The sequence below is a fragment of the Sphingomonas beigongshangi genome, assembly GCF_016820445.1.
Lineage (GTDB): Bacteria > Pseudomonadota > Alphaproteobacteria > Sphingomonadales > Sphingomonadaceae > Sphingomonas > Sphingomonas beigongshangi.
In genome coordinates, this window is record NZ_JADHDT010000003.1 from 140,046 (window position 1) to 159,041 (window position 18,996).

General features: G+C 66.9%; 22 protein-coding genes, 1 tRNA gene and 1 pseudogene. 13 read left to right on the forward strand and 11 right to left on the reverse strand.

Annotated features, from left to right (window positions below; translation table 11 throughout):
• The first annotated feature begins 37 nt into the window (after positions 1-37).
• The 3 genes from ilvN to IQ292_RS06505 all read left to right on the forward strand — a co-directional run bounded on the left by ilvN (position 38) and on the right by IQ292_RS06505 (position 2,494).
• Entirely contained in the window at positions 38-553 is a 516-nt protein-coding gene (gene ilvN, locus IQ292_RS06495; RefSeq protein ID WP_203309509.1) for an acetolactate synthase small subunit, read from the forward strand.
• Positions 554-710: 157 nt separating this feature from the next.
• Positions 711-1,730 (forward strand): ketol-acid reductoisomerase, encoded by a 1,020-nt coding sequence (gene ilvC, locus IQ292_RS06500; RefSeq protein ID WP_203309510.1) that lies wholly within the window; start codon positions 711-713, stop codon positions 1,728-1,730.
• Positions 1,731-1,879: 149 nt separating this feature from the next.
• The gene (locus IQ292_RS06505) at positions 1,880-2,494 is read left to right on the forward strand and encodes a YceI family protein (RefSeq protein WP_203309511.1); all 615 of its coding nucleotides are present in this window, start codon (positions 1,880-1,882) and stop codon (positions 2,492-2,494) included.
• Positions 2,495-2,521: 27 nt separating this feature from the next.
• On the opposite strand, the gene IQ292_RS06510 is transcribed toward IQ292_RS06505, so the two are convergent.
• Complete coding sequence (locus IQ292_RS06510; RefSeq protein WP_203309512.1) at positions 2,522-2,914, reverse strand: BLUF domain-containing protein; 393 nt, start codon at positions 2,912-2,914, stop codon at positions 2,522-2,524.
• A gap of 305 nt (positions 2,915-3,219) precedes the next feature.
• Between IQ292_RS06510 and leuA the strand changes: the two genes are divergently transcribed.
• The 3 genes from leuA to IQ292_RS06525 are packed head-to-tail and all read left to right on the forward strand — an operon-like array spanning position 3,220 to position 6,067.
• Positions 3,220-4,896 carry a 2-isopropylmalate synthase gene (gene leuA, locus IQ292_RS06515; RefSeq protein ID WP_203309513.1) on the forward strand — a complete coding sequence of 559 codons (1,677 nt, stop codon included), beginning with the start codon at positions 3,220-3,222 and terminating at the stop codon, positions 4,894-4,896.
• A gap of 34 nt (positions 4,897-4,930) precedes the next feature.
• Positions 4,931-5,347 (forward strand): hypothetical protein, encoded by a 417-nt coding sequence (locus IQ292_RS06520; RefSeq protein WP_203309514.1) that lies wholly within the window; start codon positions 4,931-4,933, stop codon positions 5,345-5,347.
• A 48-nt stretch (positions 5,348-5,395) separates the two neighbouring features.
• Positions 5,396-6,067, forward strand: a complete 672-nt coding sequence (locus IQ292_RS06525; RefSeq protein WP_203309515.1) for an HPP family protein — start codon at positions 5,396-5,398, stop codon at positions 6,065-6,067.
• Between the two features lie 373 nt (positions 6,068-6,440).
• On the opposite strand, the gene IQ292_RS06530 is transcribed toward IQ292_RS06525, so the two are convergent.
• Genes IQ292_RS06530 through folE form a run of 4 tightly spaced genes read right to left on the reverse strand, consistent with a single transcriptional unit; the run spans position 6,441 to position 9,115 of the window.
• Positions 6,441-7,400 carry a hypothetical protein gene (locus IQ292_RS06530; RefSeq protein ID WP_203309516.1) on the reverse strand — a complete coding sequence of 320 codons (960 nt, stop codon included), beginning with the start codon at positions 7,398-7,400 and terminating at the stop codon, positions 6,441-6,443.
• Positions 7,376-7,726: a dihydroneopterin aldolase gene (locus IQ292_RS06535; protein WP_203309517.1), complete on the reverse strand. Its 351-nt coding sequence runs from the start codon at positions 7,724-7,726 to the stop codon at positions 7,376-7,378. Before IQ292_RS06535 ends, IQ292_RS06530 begins: the two co-directional genes overlap by 25 nt.
• Positions 7,719-8,489 (reverse strand): SDR family oxidoreductase, encoded by a 771-nt coding sequence (locus IQ292_RS06540; protein ID WP_338057597.1) that lies wholly within the window; start codon positions 8,487-8,489, stop codon positions 7,719-7,721. The genes IQ292_RS06535 and IQ292_RS06540 overlap by 8 nt, the downstream gene beginning before the upstream one ends.
• The gene (folE, locus tag IQ292_RS06545; protein WP_203309518.1) at positions 8,486-9,115 is read right to left on the reverse strand and encodes a GTP cyclohydrolase I FolE; all 630 of its coding nucleotides are present in this window, start codon (positions 9,113-9,115) and stop codon (positions 8,486-8,488) included. Before folE ends, IQ292_RS06540 begins: the two co-directional genes overlap by 4 nt.
• A 220-nt stretch (positions 9,116-9,335) precedes the next feature.
• On the opposite strand from folE, the gene IQ292_RS06550 reads away from it, so the two are divergent.
• From IQ292_RS06550 to IQ292_RS06560, 3 genes are all read left to right on the forward strand, one after another.
• Complete coding sequence (locus tag IQ292_RS06550) at positions 9,336-12,320, forward strand: TonB-dependent receptor (RefSeq protein WP_203309519.1); 2,985 nt, start codon at positions 9,336-9,338, stop codon at positions 12,318-12,320.
• An 82-nt stretch (positions 12,321-12,402) separates the two neighbouring features.
• The gene (locus IQ292_RS06555; RefSeq protein ID WP_203309520.1) at positions 12,403-12,609 is read left to right on the forward strand and encodes a hypervirulence associated TUDOR domain-containing protein; all 207 of its coding nucleotides are present in this window, start codon (positions 12,403-12,405) and stop codon (positions 12,607-12,609) included.
• A 45-nt stretch (positions 12,610-12,654) separates the two neighbouring features.
• Positions 12,655-12,915 carry an SWIB/MDM2 domain-containing protein gene (locus IQ292_RS06560; RefSeq protein WP_203309521.1) on the forward strand — a complete coding sequence of 87 codons (261 nt, stop codon included), beginning with the start codon at positions 12,655-12,657 and terminating at the stop codon, positions 12,913-12,915.
• Between the two features lie 111 nt (positions 12,916-13,026).
• Here IQ292_RS06560 and IQ292_RS06565 read toward each other — a convergent pair whose 3' ends face one another.
• The 6 genes and pseudogenes from IQ292_RS06565 to IQ292_RS06590 form a co-directional block, all read right to left on the reverse strand.
• Positions 13,027-13,227 (reverse strand): hypothetical protein, encoded by a 201-nt coding sequence (locus IQ292_RS06565; protein ID WP_203309522.1) that lies wholly within the window; start codon positions 13,225-13,227, stop codon positions 13,027-13,029.
• Between the two features lie 665 nt (positions 13,228-13,892).
• Positions 13,893-14,312 (reverse strand): hypothetical protein, encoded by a 420-nt coding sequence (locus tag IQ292_RS06570; protein WP_338057598.1) that lies wholly within the window; start codon positions 14,310-14,312, stop codon positions 13,893-13,895.
• A gap of 123 nt (positions 14,313-14,435) precedes the next feature.
• Positions 14,436-14,861, reverse strand: coding sequence for a DNA/RNA non-specific endonuclease (locus IQ292_RS17870; protein WP_338057599.1), 426 nt, complete (start codon positions 14,859-14,861; stop codon positions 14,436-14,438).
• A gap of 585 nt (positions 14,862-15,446) precedes the next feature.
• Positions 15,447-15,531, reverse strand: a tRNA-Leu gene (locus tag IQ292_RS06580).
• A gap of 61 nt (positions 15,532-15,592) precedes the next feature.
• Positions 15,593-15,982, reverse strand: a pseudogene (locus tag IQ292_RS06585) (magnesium chelatase subunit ChlI family protein); the annotation flags it as partial.
• 265 nt (positions 15,983-16,247) lie between these two features.
• Positions 16,248-17,756 carry a YifB family Mg chelatase-like AAA ATPase gene (locus IQ292_RS06590; protein WP_203309524.1) on the reverse strand — a complete coding sequence of 503 codons (1,509 nt, stop codon included), beginning with the start codon at positions 17,754-17,756 and terminating at the stop codon, positions 16,248-16,250.
• Positions 17,757-17,879: 123 nt separating this feature from the next.
• Here IQ292_RS06590 and IQ292_RS06595 point away from each other — a divergent pair, with 123 nt between their 5' ends.
• The 4 genes from IQ292_RS06595 to yidD all read left to right on the forward strand — a co-directional run bounded on the left by IQ292_RS06595 (position 17,880) and on the right by yidD (position 18,990).
• Positions 17,880-18,170, forward strand: coding sequence for a hypothetical protein (locus tag IQ292_RS06595; RefSeq protein WP_203309525.1), 291 nt, complete (start codon positions 17,880-17,882; stop codon positions 18,168-18,170).
• 102 nt (positions 18,171-18,272) lie between these two features.
• Entirely contained in the window at positions 18,273-18,407 is a 135-nt protein-coding gene (gene rpmH / locus IQ292_RS06600) for a 50S ribosomal protein L34 (RefSeq protein WP_028056723.1), read from the forward strand.
• An 8-nt stretch (positions 18,408-18,415) separates the two neighbouring features.
• Positions 18,416-18,781: a ribonuclease P protein component gene (rnpA, locus tag IQ292_RS06605; RefSeq protein WP_203309526.1), complete on the forward strand. Its 366-nt coding sequence runs from the start codon at positions 18,416-18,418 to the stop codon at positions 18,779-18,781.
• Positions 18,778-18,990, forward strand: a complete 213-nt coding sequence (yidD, locus tag IQ292_RS06610; protein WP_203309527.1) for a membrane protein insertion efficiency factor YidD — start codon at positions 18,778-18,780, stop codon at positions 18,988-18,990. Before rnpA ends, yidD begins: the two co-directional genes overlap by 4 nt.
• The last annotated feature ends 6 nt before the right edge of the window (positions 18,991-18,996 follow it).

Sequence of the window (18,996 nt, forward strand, 5' to 3'; positions counted from 1 at the left end):
CGAGTCCTCCCGCACGCGGGAGGAGGGAAGAAGTCCCATGCACATCAAGACCGAAGCCACGGAACGCCACACCCTGTCGGTGATCGTCGACAACGAACCGGGCATCCTCGCCCGGATCGCCGGCCTGTTCACCGCACGGGGCTACAATATCGAGAGCCTGACGGTGTCGGAGATCACCGCCGACAAGGCGGTCAGCCGCATCACCATCGTGACCAGCGCGTCGCCGTCGGTGATGGAGCAGATCATCGCGCAGCTCGATCGGCTGGTACCCGTGCACAAGGTCACCGACCTCACCGCCCGTGGCGCGCACGTCGAGCGCGAACTGGCGCTGGTCAAGGTCGCTGGCACCGGCGACCACCGGATCGAGGCGCTGCGCCTCGCCGAGGTCTATCGCGCGCGCGTCGTCGATGCGACGATCGCCTCCTTCGTGTTCGAGGTCACCGGCACGATCGAGAAGATCGACAAGTTCGTCGAGCTGATGGGCGAAGTGGGGCTGGTCGAGGTCGCCCGCACCGGGATCGCCGCCATCGCCCGCGGCCGCGAGGCGGCGTAAAATCCCTCTCCCACCGGACGAGGGAGGGAGCGCCGAAGGCGCGGAAGGGTGAGGGCCGCGGCGCCCCGCCCTCACGAACTCCGGCTCGGCGGCGCGCTGCCAAGCCTTCCTATCCCCTCCCGGCGGGAGAGGGAAAAAAGAAGCAAAGGGACGAACAATGAAGGTCTATTACGATCGCGACGCCGATCTGAACCTGATCACCGACAAGAAGATCGCCATTCTCGGCTATGGATCGCAGGGCCATGCCCATGCGCAGAACCTGCGCGATTCGGGCGTGAAGGACGTCGCGATCGCGCTGCGCGCGGGCTCTGCGACCGCGCAGAAGGCGGAGGCCGCCGGCTTCAAGGTGATGTCGAACAAGGATGCGGCCGGCTGGGCCGACATATTGATGATCCTCGCTCCCGACGAGCATCAGGCGGCGATCTGGGAAAACGACCTCAAGGGCAATATGAAGCCCGGCGCCGCACTCGCCTTCGCGCACGGCCTCAACGTGCATTTTGGGTTGATCGAGCCGCCCGCGGACATCGACGTCATCATGATCGCGCCCAAGGGCCCGGGCCATACCGTCCGTAGCGAATATGTCCGAGGCGGCGGCGTCCCCTGCCTGATCGCGATCCATCAGGACGCCAGCGGCAACGCCCATGACGTCGCGCTCGCCTACGCCAGCGGCGTCGGGGGTGGCCGGTCCGGGATCATCGAGACCAATTTCAAGGAAGAATGCGAAACCGACCTGTTCGGCGAGCAGGCGGTATTGTGCGGCGGCATCACGCATCTGATCCAGGCGGGCTTCGAAACCCTGGTGGAGGCTGGCTATGCCCCGGAGATGGCCTATTTCGAATGTCTGCACGAGACCAAGCTGATCGTCGACCTGCTCTATGAGGGTGGCATCGCCAACATGCGCTATTCGATCAGCAACACGGCCGAATACGGCGACATCACCACCGGCCCGCGCATCATCACCGATGACACCAAGGCCGAGATGAAGCGCGTGCTCGCCGACATCCAGTCGGGTCGCTTCGTCAAGAACTTCGTCCTCGACAATCGTGCCGGCCAGCCGGAACTGAAGGCCGCGCGCAAGGCGGCGCAGGCGCATCCGATCGAAAAGACCGGTGCCGAACTGCGCGCGATGATGCCGTGGATCGGAGCGAACAAGCTGGTCGACAAGGCGAAGAACTGACGGGGCCGGCCACCCTCGCCTGTCCCGCGGGTCCACGCCCGCGGGCACGACCAGGGTGAGGGTGGCGCAACCAAGCGTTTCCGTTCCGGCGCTTTTCGTCGGGCGGACATTATGGTCAAACCCCGGCCATCCAACAGGGGAGACCATCCATGCGCCTTATCCTCGCCGCCGTGCTCGCCACGGCCGCCGTTCCCGCGATCGCACAGATCATCCCGACCGCACCGGGTCAGCCCGGCCAGCCGAGCGCCAAGGTGCCCGCCGGCACCTATCAGGTCGATCCCTTCCACACGCAGGTCGCCTGGGAAGTGAACCACATGGGCTTCTCGGTGCTGGAGGGCATGTTCGGCGCGTCGGCCGGCTCGATCACCATCGACCCCGCCAAGCCTGCCGCTGCGAAGGTCGACGTGACCTTCCAGATCGATCAGCTCAGCGTCACCGCGGCGCCGTTTGCCAAGCACCTGCAGTCGAAGGATTTCTTTGACGCAGCGACCTACCCGACCGCCCGTTTCGTCTCGACCTCGGTAACGCCGCGCGGCGGAAACAAGGCGACGATCACGGGCAATCTGACGATCAAGGACCAGACCAGGCCGGTGACGATCGACGCGACCTTCGTCGGTGCCGGTACCAATCCGATGAACAAGAAGCTCAATTTCGGCTTCGACGGCACGACGACGATCAAGCGCAGCGACTTCGGCGTCGGCGCCTATGCACCGGTCGTCTCCGACACCGTGAAGCTGCACATCCACGCCGCCTTCACGGCCTAACGTTCGCCCCTGCTGCGCCGGTGCGGTTCAGGCCGCCCGGCGCACCTTGGCGAAGCCCTCGAACGTCGCGCGCACGCCGGCGTCCGCCTCCGCCGTCAGACGGACCACGCGATCCAGCGCGTCGGCGGCCTCTCCCGGCTTCGCATAGGCCATGGCCCATTCGCCGAATTCGCGGGACGCGATCGTGCGATTGGAAAGCACCACGAGCGCATAGTGCCGTGCGTCCGCTTGGATGCGCGCAAAGGCGGCATTGACCGCCCCCTCCTCGCCTTCCAGCGCCTGCAGAAACCGCTTGCCGTCGAAGAACAGGAGGCCGGTCACACGGTCACGCGCGTTGTTGCGCCGCGATTGCGCGAGGATCTGTTCGGCATCGACCGACTCGCCACGCCGCAGGGTACTGATATAGACGAGCTGGCGCATGGCGTCGGGCCTTTCCTACCGTGGATCAACAAGCCCCCGCCCGTGTCCGCCCCTTCCTAGGATCAAAGGGTTAATAAAGGCTGGCGGCAAAGCGTCGCTTGACCCGACATCATCGCTGGACACGGGCCGGATCGGGCGGCATGAACGAGCGGACGAGATGACCGACCTGCGCGCCTTCCTTCGACTTATCCGCCCTTAAGGGCGGCAGTGCACAGGCGCGCTTCCCTTAAGGGCCGAATCCGCTTCAGCGCCACATAGCGCCGCGCGCGGAGTCCACCGCGGCGGCCCAGAGCCGGGACCCGATCATGCTCCGCACGCCCTCGACCAAATACCGCCCCTTCCCGCCCGTCGACCTGCCCGACCGGCAGTGGCCCGGCAACACGATCACCCGGGCGCCGCGCTGGCTCTCCACGGATCTGCGCGACGGCAACCAGGCGCTGATCGATCCGATGGACGCGGAGAAGAAGGGGCGTTTCTTCGACCTGCTCTGCAAGCTGGGCCTGAAGGAGATCGAGGTGGGCTTCCCGTCCGCCGGGGCGACTGAGTTCGATTTCATCAGCGCACTGGTCCGGCAGGACCGCATTCCCGACGACGTCTTCGTCCAGGTGCTGACCCAGTCGCGCCGCGACCTGATCGAGACGAGCTTCGCCAGCCTTCAGGGCGCGAAACAGGCGATCGTCCATCTCTACAACGCCGTTTCGCCGGCCTGGCGCAAGATCGTGTTCGGTATGACGCGCGACGAGGTGAAGGCGATCGCCGTCGAAGGCGCCAAGGTGCTGCGCGACCAGGCCGCCCGCTACCCGGACACCGAATGGCATTTCGAATACAGCCCGGAAACCTTCTCCACCGCGGAACTCGACTTTTCGGTGGAGGTATGCGCGGCCGTGATGGATGTGCTGCGCCCGACGGTGGAGCGCCCGCTGATCCTCAATCTGCCCGCGACGGTCGAATGCGCGACGCCGAACGTCTATGCCGACCAGATCGAATGGTTCGGGCGCCACATTCCGAACCGCGAAACGGTCGTCATCTCCCTCCATACGCACAACGACCGCGGCACCGGCGTCGCGGCGGCGGAGCTCGGGCTGATGGCCGGCGCCGACCGCGTCGAAGGATGCCTGCTCGGCAATGGCGAGCGCACCGGCAACTGCGACCTCGTAACGGTCGCGCTCAACATGTACACGCAAGGCGTCGACCCGGCGCTCGACCTGTCGGACATCGACGCCATCGTCGACATGGTGCAGCATTGCACCGGCATCCCGGTCCACCCGCGGACGCCCTATGCCGGTGATCTCGTCTTCACCGCCTTCTCCGGCAGCCACCAGGACGCGATCAAGAAGGGGTTCGCGGCGCAGGCGCAACGCAACGACGATCTGTGGCAGGTACCCTACCTGCCCATCGACCCGGCCGACCTCGGTCGCAGCTACGAGGCGGTCATCCGCGTCAACTCGCAGAGCGGCAAGGGCGGCGTCGCCTGGATCATCGAGCAGGACAAGGGCCTGAAGCTGCCCAAGCGGCTGCAGGCCGATTTCAGCCGCCACGTGCAACAGCTCGCGGACGAGACCAGCCGCGAGCTCGGCGCCGCCGACATCTGGGGGCGATTCGAGGCGACCTACCTGCCGCGCGACGACGACCGGTTCGTTTTGCGCGATTATGAGGAGAGCGGCAGCGCCGGCGATCGGCTGTTCATCGGCCGGGTCGCCGTCGACGGCGAGGAGCGTAGCATCGCGGGGCGCGGCAATGGTCTCATCTCCGGCGTCATCGCCGCGCTTGCCGAAACGACCGGACCCAGCCTGGACGTCGTCGATTATAGCGAACATGCGATCGGCCACGGCGCGGACGCGCAGGCCGCCGCCTATGTCGAATGCCGCACGCCCGACGGCCGAACCGTCTTCGGCGTCGGCCTCGACACGGACATCGCGACCGCCAGCGTGCGTGCCGTGCTAAGCGCCGCAAATAACGCACAAAAGTCCGTTCTGGATTAACTCTTCATTTGTCTTGGCGTGTCATGATGCCCTCATGACACGCCCGACCTATTCCATCGACTTCGACGCACCCGGCGAATTCCTGCGACTGACGCTGCGCGGCGACTGGGACACCGATATAACCGAGCGCTTCGCGGCCGACGTCGCCACGACGCTGCGGAAAATGCTCGCGTCGGGAACGCGCCACGGCCACCTGCGCACGTTGATCGACATGCGCGAAAAGAACCTGCTGCCGCAGAATGTGGTCGCGGAATTCGCGAAGATGGTACGCCCTGACTCACCGTCGTGTCGGATCGCGATGATCGTCGCGAGCAAGCTGCACGCGCTTCAGGCCAAACGCATCTCGGACGACAAGCGCGCGGTATTCGACAGCGAAGCGGCGGCCATGGCCTGGCTGATGGAAGGCGCACCGGCGCCCCGCGATGCGCAAGGCGACCCTAGTAAGGGATAGATCACGCTTCGCGTTGACGGGCCGGGTAGAATTCGGCCACGGCGGGTCATGCGCCTGTTCAAGCCGATCCTCGCGGGCGGATCCCTGCCCGACCGTCTGCTCGCGTGCCTGGGCGCGACGATCGGCATCGGGCTGACCATGCTCATCTGCGGCCGGCTGCACCTGGGCGCCGCGGACCTTCCGATCATCGTCGCGCCGCTCGGCGCATCCGCGGTTCTCGCCTTCGCCGTCCCCGCCAGTCCCTTGGCGCAGCCATGGTCGGTGATCGGCGGGAATACCGCGTCCGCCGTGGTCGGTGTCGCCGCCTGGCGCCTGATTCCCGACGTGACGGTCGCGGCCGCCGTGGCGGTCGGCGGCGCGATCCTCGCTATGTCGCTGTTGCGATGCCTGCACCCGCCCGGCGGCGCGGCGGCGCTGACCGCCGTCATCGGCGGTCCGGCGGTGCACGCCGCGGGCTTCGCCTTCGCGCTGCTGCCGGTCGCGCTCAACTCCGTCGTGCTGGCGATGCTGGCGATCGCCTTCCACCGCACCGGGCGGCACAGCTATCCCCATCGCGCGGTCGTGGCGCCGGTGGCCCCCGCGCCATCGCACTTCCAGGCCGGCGACATCGACGCGGCACTCGATGACATGCACGAAAGCTTCGACATCGCGCGCGCGGATCTCGACGCGCTGCTCGACCATGCCGCCCGCCACGCGGCCGCGCGACAGGCGCACGGCTAGGGCCAGGCGGGACCGCCATCGGGAGGCGCGGCATGGTCGCGCCCCGGGCAGCGTTGCGAATGGGCGGGGCAGCGCCCTCGCGGCGGCACGGCTCCCGAAAAGACTTTAGGCCGGCCCGCAGCCGCGCAGCCGATCCGTCCCCGCTGATTGGCGATCTCGTCCCGCCGCGCGGCGTATCGGACCGCCGCACCCTGCAACCCGGCAGCCGGGCGGACGGCGTGCGCCGCGACCGATGCGCCGAAACGCTACGGCGATACGAGGCACGGTGGATTCGGCGGCGCCGTGAGACCGGCCTCCAATCGATCCGACCATCCGATCACATCGTCGCCGGAAGGCACGGCCGCGCGAGGAAAGCGCGGACGAATGCCTGGTATCAGGGGGGCGCCGTGCCCCCGCCGCCGGGCGCGGCGAGAAGGCGGGTCAGCATCGTCGGCAGTGCCTGCCGCGCCGCGACGCGCTTCGGCTCCGCGACCGCGTCCGCGACATAGCGCGGCCGGTATGCCGGGGACGGCGGCACCGCATAGGTCTTTCCGGCCACGCCGGGCGCGTTCGGCACCTGGCGAAGCGGCGCCTTGCCATTCCCCTTCAGCCCGGCCTCCATCTCCTCCATGCCGCCGCTGCACAGCACGGGATCATCGCGCCGCACGCCCGCCGTCGCCGATTCGATCGACACGGCGATCGTCCCCACCTGCGCGCGTCGGGGCGGCGGCAGGCCGCGCAGATAGGCGAGGACGTCGGCGTCCTGCCGGAACAGCTGATCCTGCCGATGGCCGGGCGCGGTCACGTCGCCGCAGCGCGATCCGTCGACGGACGCGAGGCTGAGCGTGTAGAGGAACATGGCGGCCGCATTCTGTTTCAGCCCTTCGCCCTGGTCCGCGGGCACATGCGTGCCCAGCGCCCACAAGGCGCGCATGTAGGAATAAGCGACGAAGAATCCCGCGCCCTCGAACAGCCGGGCCTGCATCCAGTTGAGGTCGAGATCGATCGCCGCCAGATCCTTCGGGGCCATCAACCGGTTGCCCAGCGGGATGAAGCTGCGCGCCTGGACCATCGCGTCGAGGCCCGCGACATCGGCCGGCATCGCCCGCCCCGGCGGATCCATCACGGGCGCGAGCCGGGCGCGCAGGACCGCGCCATCGTCCTTGGGGGTCATGATCGTCTGGGCGCCGGCGGTTCCCGTCCCGACGGCGATCGTCATCATCAGCGCCGCCGATCGCCACCACGTTCCGCGCCTGCCGTTCATCCCGTCCTCCGTGCCGATCGCGACGTGGCTATCATGCGCCTGCGGCCGGGGGAACCGGCGGTGGTTCAGCGCGTGCGGACGATCTCGCATCCGACACCGGCATCCGGATAGATGTCGGGCTTCATCGACCGCACCCGCACCCGGCGGACGCGCGGATCGGAAAGGCACAAAGCCGCGACCGCCTCCACCAGCGTCTCCTGCAGATCGAATCCCGCGCCGTCGGCGAGGGCGACGATGCCGTCGCGCACGAAGTCATAGTCGAGCACCTCCGCGATCCGGTCGGCGCGCGGCGGATCGGGATAGTCGACCGTCATCCATACCGACAGGATGACGCGTTGCGGCACCGCCTCCTGCGGATGGATGCCGAGGCGCATCATGACCTCGAGCCCCTTGAGGATCGTCGTGAATTCAGCCATTCCCGCCGCCCCCTCGCCCCTCGAACATCACGTCGCCGTCTCGCTTGAGGAAGCGTTGACCGCAATCGACGTACAGCGTCTGACCGGTCACGCTGCGCGCGCCGAGCAGATAGACGACACCGTCCGCCACCGCCTGCGCGCCGACGGGGCGCTCCAGCAGGTTGCGACGCGATACCGTGTCGAATTCCTCCTCGCTTTGGTCGCCGCTGCGCAAGGTAAGGCCGGGCGCGACGGCATTGACGCGGACGCGGGGTGCGAGCGCCTGCGCCAGCATCGTCGTCGCACCCGCCAGTGCATATTTGCTGAGCGAGTAAGAGAAGAAATCGGGGTTCGGGTTGGCGAGCTTCTGGTCGAGCAGATTGACGACCACCCCCTCGTCCAGATCCTCCTGCGCCGCGAGCGCTGCGGCAAGCATCGCCGGGGCGACCGCGTTGATCGCGTGCAGCTCGGCCGACAAGCCGGGATCGATCGCCTCCGGCCGGTCGAACGCGAAGCGCGACGCGCTGTTGACGAGCGCGGCGATCGGAGCGCCCGTCGCGAGCCGCGCGCGGGCGAAGAGCGTCTCTACGTCCGCCGTATCGGCCAGGTCGCCCCGCACGGGCACGCCGCCGAGCGCAGCCGCCACCGTCGCGGCCTCATCCGCCGATTCGCGGAAATGGATCACCGGGCGCCAGCCGGCCTCCGCACAGGCGCGGGCGATCGCGGCCCCCAGCCGCTTCGCGCCGCCGGTCACGAGCACCCAGCCTCGCGGCCGTTCGCTCACGCCCGCGTCAGACCGATGAGCGCCAACACTTCCTTGCGGCTGCGCTCGTCGTCGCGGAAGACACCCATCATCCGGCTCGTCGTCATCGATACGCCCGGGGTACGGACGCCGCGCGCGGTCATGCAGGCATGGCTCGCCTCGATCACCACGGCGACACCCTGGGGCTTCAGGTGGGTCCAGATGCAATCGGCGACTTCCGCCGTCAGTCGCTCCTGCACCTGCAGGCGCCGGGCATAGGCGTGGAGGACGCGCGCGAGCTTGGAGATGCCGACGACATGATCCTTCGGCAGATAGGCGATGTGCGCCTTGCCGATGATCGGGGCCATATGGTGCTCGCAATGCGACTGGAACGGGATGTCGCGCAGCAGCACGATCTCGTCATAGCCGCCGACCTCCTCGAACACGCGGGACAGGTGATGCGCGGGATCGTCGGCGTAGCCGGCACAATATTCGCGCCACGCCTTCGCGACGCGTCGCGGCGTATCCACCAGGCCTTCGCGCGTCGGATCGTCGCCCGCCCAGCGGATCAACGTTCGCACGGCTTCCGCAACCTCCGCGGGGATCGCCGCGTCGCTGGTCTGGCTCACCAGATCGCCATCGTCCGGCGTATCTCCGGTGTCGGTCATACATCGAGATCCTTCGTCAGCCGGCCGAGCGCCGGCTCCGGACAATAGGTACGATCCCGCAACGGTTCCAGAGGATGTGGCTTCCCGGACGCATACGTAATTATCTTCACCTATGCCGCTTGACTGGCGAAACTCAGGATAACACCCTGCGACATAACGGATGTTGTGCCGGATCGCGGGCATCAGACCAGCGGGCGGCGTTCCTTGGGAGGGTGCCACCGTGATCAAATATCGCCTGCTTGCCGCGACCGCCATCATTCTGGCGACCGCGGTGCCCGCCGCCGCGCAGACCGCCGACACGACCAGCGCGCAGAATGGCGCGCCGACCAACGGCCCGGGACAGGAGGCGCCGTCGAGCACGACCACCGACTCCCAGGCCAGCCTGGGCGACATCATCGTCACCGCGCAGCGCCAGTCGCAACGGCTGCAGGACGTGCCGATCGCGGTCAGCGCCTTCACAGCCGACAATCTTCAGAAGCAGCAGATCGTCAATCCGGTCGCGCTACAGCAGTCGCTGCCCTCGATCACCTATACGAAGACGGGCTTCACCACCTCCAGCTTCACGATCCGCGGCATCGGCGATCTTTGCGTCGGCACATCGTGCGACACCGCGACGGGCATCCACGTCAACGACATGCCGCTGACGACGACGCGGCTGTTCGAGACGGAATTCTTCGATCTTGAGCGCATCGAGGTCCTGCGCGGCCCGCAAGGCACGCTGTTCGGACGCAACGCGACCTCCGGCGTGGTGAATTTCATCACCGCCAAGCCCGATCTCACCGCCATCCACGCCGCCGGCGAATTCGAATATGGCAATTACGGTTCGAAACGCGCGCAGGCCATGTTCAACCTGCCGATCGGCGACACGCTCGGCATCCGGGTCGCGGGCACCTATCTGAAGCGCGACGGCTATACCCTCAATACCTACGACAATCGGCGGATCGACGACCGCGATCTCTATGCGGTGCGCGGCACGCTGTCCTGGGCACCCTCCAGCGACACGCGCGTGGACCTGATCGGCTATTATTTCCACGAGCGCGACAATCGCAGCCGCATCCAGAAGCAGCTCTGCCATCGCGACCCGACCGGCGTGCTCGGCTGCCTGCCCGACACCAAGGGCTTCGAGACGACGAACGGCCTTTCGACGCTGGCCGCGGTGCTGACGTCCACCGAATTCTTCAACGTCAACAATCCGGCGCTCGGTCGCTTCGCGCTGCAGAGCCTCTACGGCACCGATCCCTATGCCAGCGTGATCAATCCGACCGACGTGCGAACCGTCCGCGTCGACTACACGCCGACCTATTTCGCCGAGGAGGAGCAATATACCGCCAAGATATTCCACGATTTCGGCCGGGTGAACTTCAACTTCACGGGCGGCTACGCGCGCAACACCGTGGACAGCACGGTCGATTACAACCTCGCCGTGGAAGGGTCGCTGGCCAACAACCCCGGCCTGGCGCAGCTCAACGCGCTCGGTCGGGCGGGCAGCCCGTTCGCGTTCCTCAACGGCGTGCGCCAGACGCTGATTCCGAACGGGCCGGCCGGCGGGGTCTGCCAATCGGCGCCCGACCCCAACAATCTGGGCGTCTACGGCGGCGCGAGCATCGGCTGCTATCCGCAAAGCCTCGACTTCGACCGCTCGCGCATCACCAGCCGCCAGATCTCCGCGGAGGCGCATGTCGACAGCAGCTTCGACGGGCCGTTCAACTTCTTGCTCGGCGGGATCTATTTGGACAATCGCAGCAGAAACAACGACTATTTCGTCAACGCCTTTGGACTGGATTATGCGTCCGGCATCCTTGGCGCAGCCTCGTCGGCGGCCATTCCGGGGGTCGGCGGCAACGCCTTCCTCGCCTCGCCCTTCTATCGCAACGACACGCCCTATTTCCGGCTGAAATCCTGGGGGGTGTTCGGCGAGACCTATTTCGAGGTCAGCTCGCGCGCCAAGCTGACGCTCGGCCTGCGCTACAATCATGACGACAAATACGTGCAGGCGCGCAACCTGACACTCAACGTGCTGACGCCGTACAACGCCACCAGCATCAACGGCGGCCTGAATTACGCCTCGACCGATTTCGATCCGACGACCGCCGGCGTGCAGGATTATGCGGTCCGCCAGGTCGCGTTCGGCCGGCTGACGGGCCGCGCGGTATTCGACTTCAAGATCACGCCCGACAACCTGCTCTATGCGTCCTATTCGCGCGGCTACAAGTCGGGTGGCATCAATCCGCCGTTGCCGGCGACCTTCACCGTGCCCCAGGCCTTCGCACCCGAGCAGGTGGATGCCTTCGAGATCGGTTCGAAGAACAGCTTCGGCCACGGTGCGCTACGCCTCAACGTCACCGGCTTCTACTACAAGTACAAGGGCTTGCAGCTCAGCCGGATCGTCGCGCGCACCGCGGTCAACGACAATGTCGATGCCAACATCTACGGTCTGGAGGCAGAGGCGATCATCAGCCCGACCCCGCGCTTCGTCGTCAACATGAACATGAGCGCGCTGAAGACGCAGATCACCGGCGACAAGCAGCTGATCAACCCGCGCCTGCCGTCGGGCGGTCGCACCGACACGGTGATCATCAAGGATATCACCAACGCCTCCAACTGCGTCGTCATTCCCACCGCGGGCGGCGCGGCGGCGGCGAACGGCTATGTCGCGGCGGTCAACAGCGCCATCGGCCTGCGGGCGCCCACCGCCGTGCCGGGCACCGGCACCACCGGCGCCTTCGGCATATGCTCGGCGCTCGCCGCCTCCGCCGCCAATCCGTCGGCGCCGCTGCGCGCCCTGTTCGGCGTGCCCAGCGGCGCGCTGCCCTTCACCGTCACCGATGGCGTCGGCGTCAGCCTGAACGGCAACAAGCTGCCCCAGGCGCCGACGTACAAGTTCGCGGTCGGTGCGCAATATACGATCCCGGTCGCGGGCGACTGGACCATCGTGCCGCGCGCGGACCTGAACTACACCGGCAATTTCTACGCGAGCGTGTTCAACATGAACATCGACCGCGTACCGGGCTACGAGGTCGTCAACGCACAGGTGCAGGTCAACGCGCCGGGCGACCGGCTGTACCTGCGCGCGTTCGTGCAGAACCTGACCGACAACAATGCCATCACCGGCCAGGCGGTCGGCGACCAGTCGTCGGGTCTGTACACCAACATCTTCACCATTGAACCGCGTCGCTACGGCGTCGCCGCCGGGTTCAAGTTCTGATCCCGGCCGGTGCGGCGGCCCGCGGGACGCAACCCGCGGGCCGTTCGCGCGCTGTCACCCTCACCCAACAGGAGGAACGGACATGGCAGCGAACCTGAAGGCCGGCGACACGGTGACCTGGAAGAGCCACGGCGGCACCGCCCACGGCAAGGTCGAGAAGAAGGTGACGAAGGACACCAAGATCAAGGACCACACCGTCCGTGCGTCGAAGGACGACCCGCAATATATTGTAGAGAGTGACAACGGCGGAAAGGCGGCGCACAAGGCGGGGGCGCTCAAGAAGGCGTGAATCGCTCCGCCCGGCGATGGACCGGGCGAAACAGGAAGGAATGCGATGGCTACCACTACCAAGACCGGCGGCATCCACGCCCCCGTTCAGCCCTCGGCCGAGCTCGGTGCCGTCGTCGGCAACGAGAAGCTGCCGCGCAGCCAGGTGATCAGCAAGGTGTGGGACTATATCAAGTCCAACAACCTGCAGAACCCGGAGAACAAGCGCGAGATCCTCGCCGACGACAAGCTGAAGAAGGTGTTCGGCAAGGACAAGGTCACGATGTTCGAGATGAACAAGTACATCTCGCAGCACGTGAAGGCCTAAGGCGCCAGCGCGTATTCCCGAGGGCGTACCGGTTTGATCCCGGTACGCCCTCACGGCGAAGGTCCCGCCCCGGGCCGAACGACGACGCGACGGCGTGCCGTCGCAGCGCGATCAGGCGCGACCCGATTTGCGCGGGCTGAGGAAGGGCATGGCGATCGTCGAGGCGATGATCATCACCGCGCCAGCCAGCACATACATCCAGAACGAAACCGGCTTTGCCGACATCTCACCTGCCCCGATCGTCGCGCGGAGCAGCACCAGCGCCGCCCCGATCGCAAACCCCATACAAAAGCCGCGCAGCGGCGTGTCCATTGCCTGCCCCATATGGCCATATCGTCCCGGACGGAAGCGCTAGCTGCGCTTTGTTGCGCCCGATTGTCAGCCAGGACGTGCAAAGTGTCGCAATATGTCGCGAACCCGATCAGCCGGATGTCGCAGACGGGTGGCACGACGGGAGCACCGGGGGGAAACCCGCAACCGCCGTACCGAAGCGGCATATGGCCATGGCCCTTACGTTCGACAAGTGCGGGCGGGGCGACGGGCCGGGGTTACGGATCCACGATGCCGGGTGTCGCGACGGGGTCGTGTGACGAGCACGAAACTGCATTGCCCGCCGCGACGCGTTCATAACGCATCGACAACGCTGTTCGTCCAGTCCCGTTCGTCAGTTTTCGTCGCGTCCGATCGCTTATCTATCGCGCGCCGGAACCATGCAGCCTGAGACCTGCGGATGTTGCCCGCCCGCGCCGAACGTGGACCCTGCCGGGATTTGAGAATTGTGGCGAGGCGACACGTGCCGGGCGCGTCGTCGCCGCCGCCATGATACGACGCCCGTCCGCCCGCGACGTCCAATCCGGCTCGGCCGGCATCGCCGATGTCTTCGCCGTATCGAAAATAATGCCCCGCAGAGGACAAAGCCGGGCACGCAAGCCACTGGAAAATGCCGGTTGCCCGCAAAATGCTCGCCAGGGCGTAACCTACAGATCGTAGCCTGGATCTTCGTCCTCCAGTAGCAACGGTGGATAGACGATGGGCTTATCTCCGAAATGCCGCCGCAGCGCACGCTCGCGGCGCTCGAGCACGTCTTCCTCTGGATCGATGTCGTCAGGATAAAAATAGGCGACCTCAAATTTGCCATCGCGCAACACGTATTCCAGTTCCGACCACCGATCGCGCTCCTCCTGCGCCTCCCACAGATCAAGAAGCGCATACATCAAGCTTTCGTCTAAAGACCGCCGATAGAGAATTTGATTACCTAGGTCCTTGAAAATAGAGTCTCCGACCATGTTGTGATCGAGTTGGGCGTAGAGCAGCGTAGGCTGCGACGGATATTCGCTGTCCTCCATCAGCAATCCGCCGATCTCCTGCAGCAGACGTTCCGACTCGGTTTCAGCCACGGCGATTCTCCGATCGTTCATTGCAAAATTTCGCACTCTTTTCCCTGCCATCGACCGTCCACCACACATTGATCGTCGATGGTCGCACGGACTTGCCGCCGAACTTGGGAACGATTTTTACCGTTACCGCCCGTCCGAAACGCTTGTCCCTCGCCCATTCATCCTCGAGCAGACGGTAGCCCCCCGGTTGAAATGCCTATCCTGCGCGAAGTGGTTGAACGCGTCGGTCGGACCGTCGAAGCGCACAGCGATGTAATGGCCGCCGTCATCGCTCGCGCGACGCTCTGTTCCGCCCGCCTGACGCTGTGAAGTTCGAGAGCGGCGTGGCGATTCGGCAATCGTCAACGTACCGGATACGCGCCGCGTCCGCCCGCGCGCCTCGATCTGATAGGCATAGCCGTTGCGAACGACCGTACGAACTCTTCGCTCGGCGTGCTCGCGAGCCGTGCGGTAGTTCCATGGGTCGCGGCGACCCGATCCGAAGACGCACCGGCCGTCGCCGACCCCGGTGAAGGAGATGGACGCCGTTTCGGATCGGGCACCCCCCACGTTCCTGATGCTCCCGCTCCACGAAAGCTACCGCCGCCACCGCCGACGAATCCGCCACTCGTCCAGGTGCCTTCAGGGAAAGGCTCGTGAGCGGATGACTTGATCGACGCCGCATGGTCGGCTGACGCGGCAGTCTGCGCCGGGACCTTCGGCGTGCGACCCCTTGCCGGATTTTGCGGTTTCCGCCGGGACAAATCAGCCGACCAATCGCCTGAACCAGTCGCGCCGCCACCGCCGCCCCTACCGCCACCACCACCTGGAAAGCCGCCGTCCCCCCACTGGCCATGACGCTGTCCGGCGCCGACAAAAGTGAAACGGCCCGTGCCCGGATCGTGCCAAGGGTTGAACTTGAGTTCGACCCCATCCGCGTTTGTTACAAACGGAAATCTGCCGGTCCGCAGCCATATTGAAAAGGCGCGCCGTCTTTCGCCGTCCGGTATGTACGTCATGCCGCCCCGCAATCCGTGCGGGAAGAACATTTGAGCAACATTCTCCAACAGGTCAAGCCGTAATTCGGCCGCCGTCGTGCTCGGCACCTGCCTGAGGCACCCAGTCTCGCCCTTTATGGGCGCGATCTGACGAGAGTGGTGCCCCTGGCCGGACTCGAACCAGCATGCCTTGCGGCGTTCGATTTTGAGTCGAATGCGTCTACCAATTTCGCCACAGGGGCAGCGAAGATGCGCCCGGTAGCCGATGAGACGGCACACGGCAAGCGGTACGCGTCCGCGAACTCACGCGGCGGGCGGCCGGCGTCGATAGCTCAGCGCTTCGGCGACATGCAGGCGCGACACCGTATCGCTGCCGGCGAGATCGGCGATGGTCCGCGCCACGCGGAGGACCCTCGTGTAACCGCGCGCGGACATGCGAGTCGCTTCGGCCGCCTGCGCCAATAGCCTGCGGCCGGCGTCGTCTGGCGTCGCCACCGCCTCCAGCAACGCGCCGTCCGCCTCCGCGTTGGTGCGTGGCGGCTGGTCGACATAGCGCCGCGACTGGACGGCGCGGGCTTGCGCGACCCGCGCCGCGACCTCGGCCGACCCCTCGGCCGGCGGCGGCAGCATCACATCGGCGGCCGTCACCGCCGCGACCTCGGCGTGCAGGTCGATGCGGTCGAGGATGGCACCCGTTTTCAAATTGGGGTCATTCAAACAATGGGCCGCCAACAATAGCGATCTTCGCGCTCAGATGGACAGGCAGCGCTTGTGCGAGACCCGACATCCTATCGTCGGGCAAGGGCGCAAAGACCAGCACAGAGATGCCATCGTCATTTCGCTCTATCCGCGACGGTGGGAAGCCCCGGGCGGTGACATGGCTCACAGCCGCAGCTTCGTTAGCGGCAGTCACGCTGAAGTAGCTTTCACTGAATCCACACACAGGTTCCCTCCCGTCTCAGTTCGTTGGCGCGCGACGACGATAGCTGAGCGCTTCCGCCACATGAACACGCCCGATTGTTTCCGCTCCTGCAATATCGGCGATTGTGCGTGACACACGAATCACGCGGTGGAAGCCGCGAGCCGAAAGCCGCATTGCTTCCGCCGCTTGCGCGAGCAGCTTGCGGGCCGGCTCGTCGAGAACGGCCACCCGCTCCAGCAAATTGCCATCCGCTTCAGCATTGGTTCGCACGCTCGTCCCTACATACCGATCACGCTGAATGGCTCGCGCTGCGGCGACCCGCGCGGCGACCTCCGCTGACCCCTCGGTTGGCGGCGGCAGGACGAGATCGGCGGCCGTCACCGCCGCGACCTCGACGTGCAGATCGATGCGGTCGAGCAGCGGACCCGACACTTTCGCCTGATATTCGGCGGCGCAGCGGGGCGCCCGGGCGCAGGCGAGGCTAGCATCGCCCAGGTGGCCGCAGCGGCAGGGGTTCATCGCCGCGACCAACTGCACCCGCGCCGGAAAGGTGACGTGCGCATTGGCGCGTGCGACGCTGACCGTCCCGGTCTCGAGCGGCTGGCGCAGCGAGTCGAGCACCGCGCGCTGGAACTCCGGCAGTTCGTCGAGGAACAGCACGCCAAGATGGGCGAGGCTGACCTCCCCCGGCCTGACGCGCAGGCCGCCGCCGGTCAGCGCCGCCATCGAGGCACTGTGGTGCGGACTGCGAAACGGGCGCGCGCGGGTCAGTCGACCGCCGGCGAGCGTGCCGGCGACCGACTGGACCATCGACACCTCCAGCGCCTCCGCCGCGTCGAGCGGCGGCAGGATACCGGGCAGGCACGCCGCCATCAGCGACTTGCCCGCACCAGGCGGGCCGATCATCAGCAGGTTGTGTCCGCCCGCCGCGGCGATCTCCAGCGCCCGCTTGGCGACCTCCTGGCCCTTGACCTGTGCCAGGTCGGGACCCGGCGCGGGTACATCGATCCCGCCGGGCTGCGGCGCGGCCAGCAGGCCATGGCCCTTGAAGTGATTGATGAGCGCGAGGAGGTCGGGCGCGGCGAGCACCTCCACCGAGCCTGCCCAGGCCGCTTCGGCACCCTGCGCCGCGGGGCAGATCAACCCCGCCCCTTCCCCGCCCGCATGGAGTGCGGCGAGCAATACGCCCGGCGACGGCGCGATCCGTCCGTCCAGCCCGAGTTCGCCGACGACGACATAATCGCCCAGCGCCTCGACATCGAGCACCCCCATCGCGCCCAGGAGACCGAGCGCGATCGGCAGGTCGAAATGGGATCCCTCCTTCGGCAGGTCGGCCGGCGACAGATTGACGACGATCCGCTTGGGCGGGAGCGCAAGGCCGAGCGCGGCGACCGCTGCGCGCACGCGTTCCCGACTTTCGCCGACCGCCTTGTCGGCCAGCCCGACGACATGGAAGCCGGGGAGGCCGGGGATCAGCTGCACCTGCACCTCGACGCCGCGCGCCTCGAGCCCCAGATACGCCACTGTCCGAACGATCGCGGCCATAACCCTCCCCAGCCGGTTTGTGTTCATATCGGATTTTTCGGCGCTGTACACGGGCGCGTCGCCCGCTCCGGCCCGCCGGGGCGACTTGCGTTTGCAATACACCCTCGCCAGATGAGCGTCAGCATGTCCGCCCACCCCAAACAGCGTCACCCCGCCCTTCGCCTGATCCAATTGGGCGGCGGCGTGCTGCTGATCGTCGGCGCCGGGATCGTCGCGCCGCTGCCGGGACCCGGCGGAATCTTCCTGTTCGCGGGCGGCCTGGTGCTCGTGTTGCGCAATTCCCGCACGGCGCAGGTCCATTTCGTGCGGCTCAAGCGCCGCTGGCCGCGGACCGGCGCCCTGGTCGACCGCGCGATGCGTCGCCGCTCGGCCCTGCGTCGCCACGCCCGCGACAAGGCGGCGCGGTCACGGTGACCCGCGCGTTGACTTGGACCGGGCTTGCGGGTAAGCGCCCCGACCATCCGGCCGCCCTTCGTGGTGGCCATTTTCTATTTCGACGTACTCGAGGAATGAACGATGAAGCGGACCTTTCAGCCGAGCAACCTGGTGCGTGCGCGTCGCCACGGGTTCCGTGCGCGGATGGCGACGGTGGGCGGCCGGGCGGTGATCCGGGCGCGTCGCGCGCGCGGCCGCAAGAAGCTGTCGGCGTAATCGCGACCTTGACCCGCCGCCGCGACTTCGTGGCGGCGAATGCGGGCCTGCGCGCGCCCATGCCGGGCTTCGTCCTGCTGGTGCGCCCCCGCGACGACGGTGACGCGACGATCCGCGTCGGCTTCACCGTCACCAAGAAGATCGGCAACGCCGTCGTCCGCAATCGCATGAAGCGGCGCTTGCGGGCGTTGGCGCGTGAGGTGCTGCCTGACGGGGGCATCGCCGGTGCGGACCATGTGCTGATCGGGCGAGAGGGCGGGATCGAACGCGATTTCGCCGCGCTGCGCACCGAATTCGGCAAGGCGCTGGGCAAGATCGCGCGGGGCGAATCGGCGCCGGCGCGCGGCCCCCGTCCGCCCAAGCGGCGGCGATGACGGCCCGCCTGCTCATCTTCCTCGTGCGCCTGTGGCAGATCGGCCCGTCGGTCGTGCTGCCGTCGTCCTGTCGCTACCAACCCTCCTGTTCAGCCTATGCAATCACGGCGCTTCGCCGCTATGGCGCGCTGAAGGGGGGCTGGTTGGCGGCGAAGCGGATCGCGCGCTGTCATCCCTGGGGCGGGTACGGACCCGATCCCGTCCCGTAAGATTTG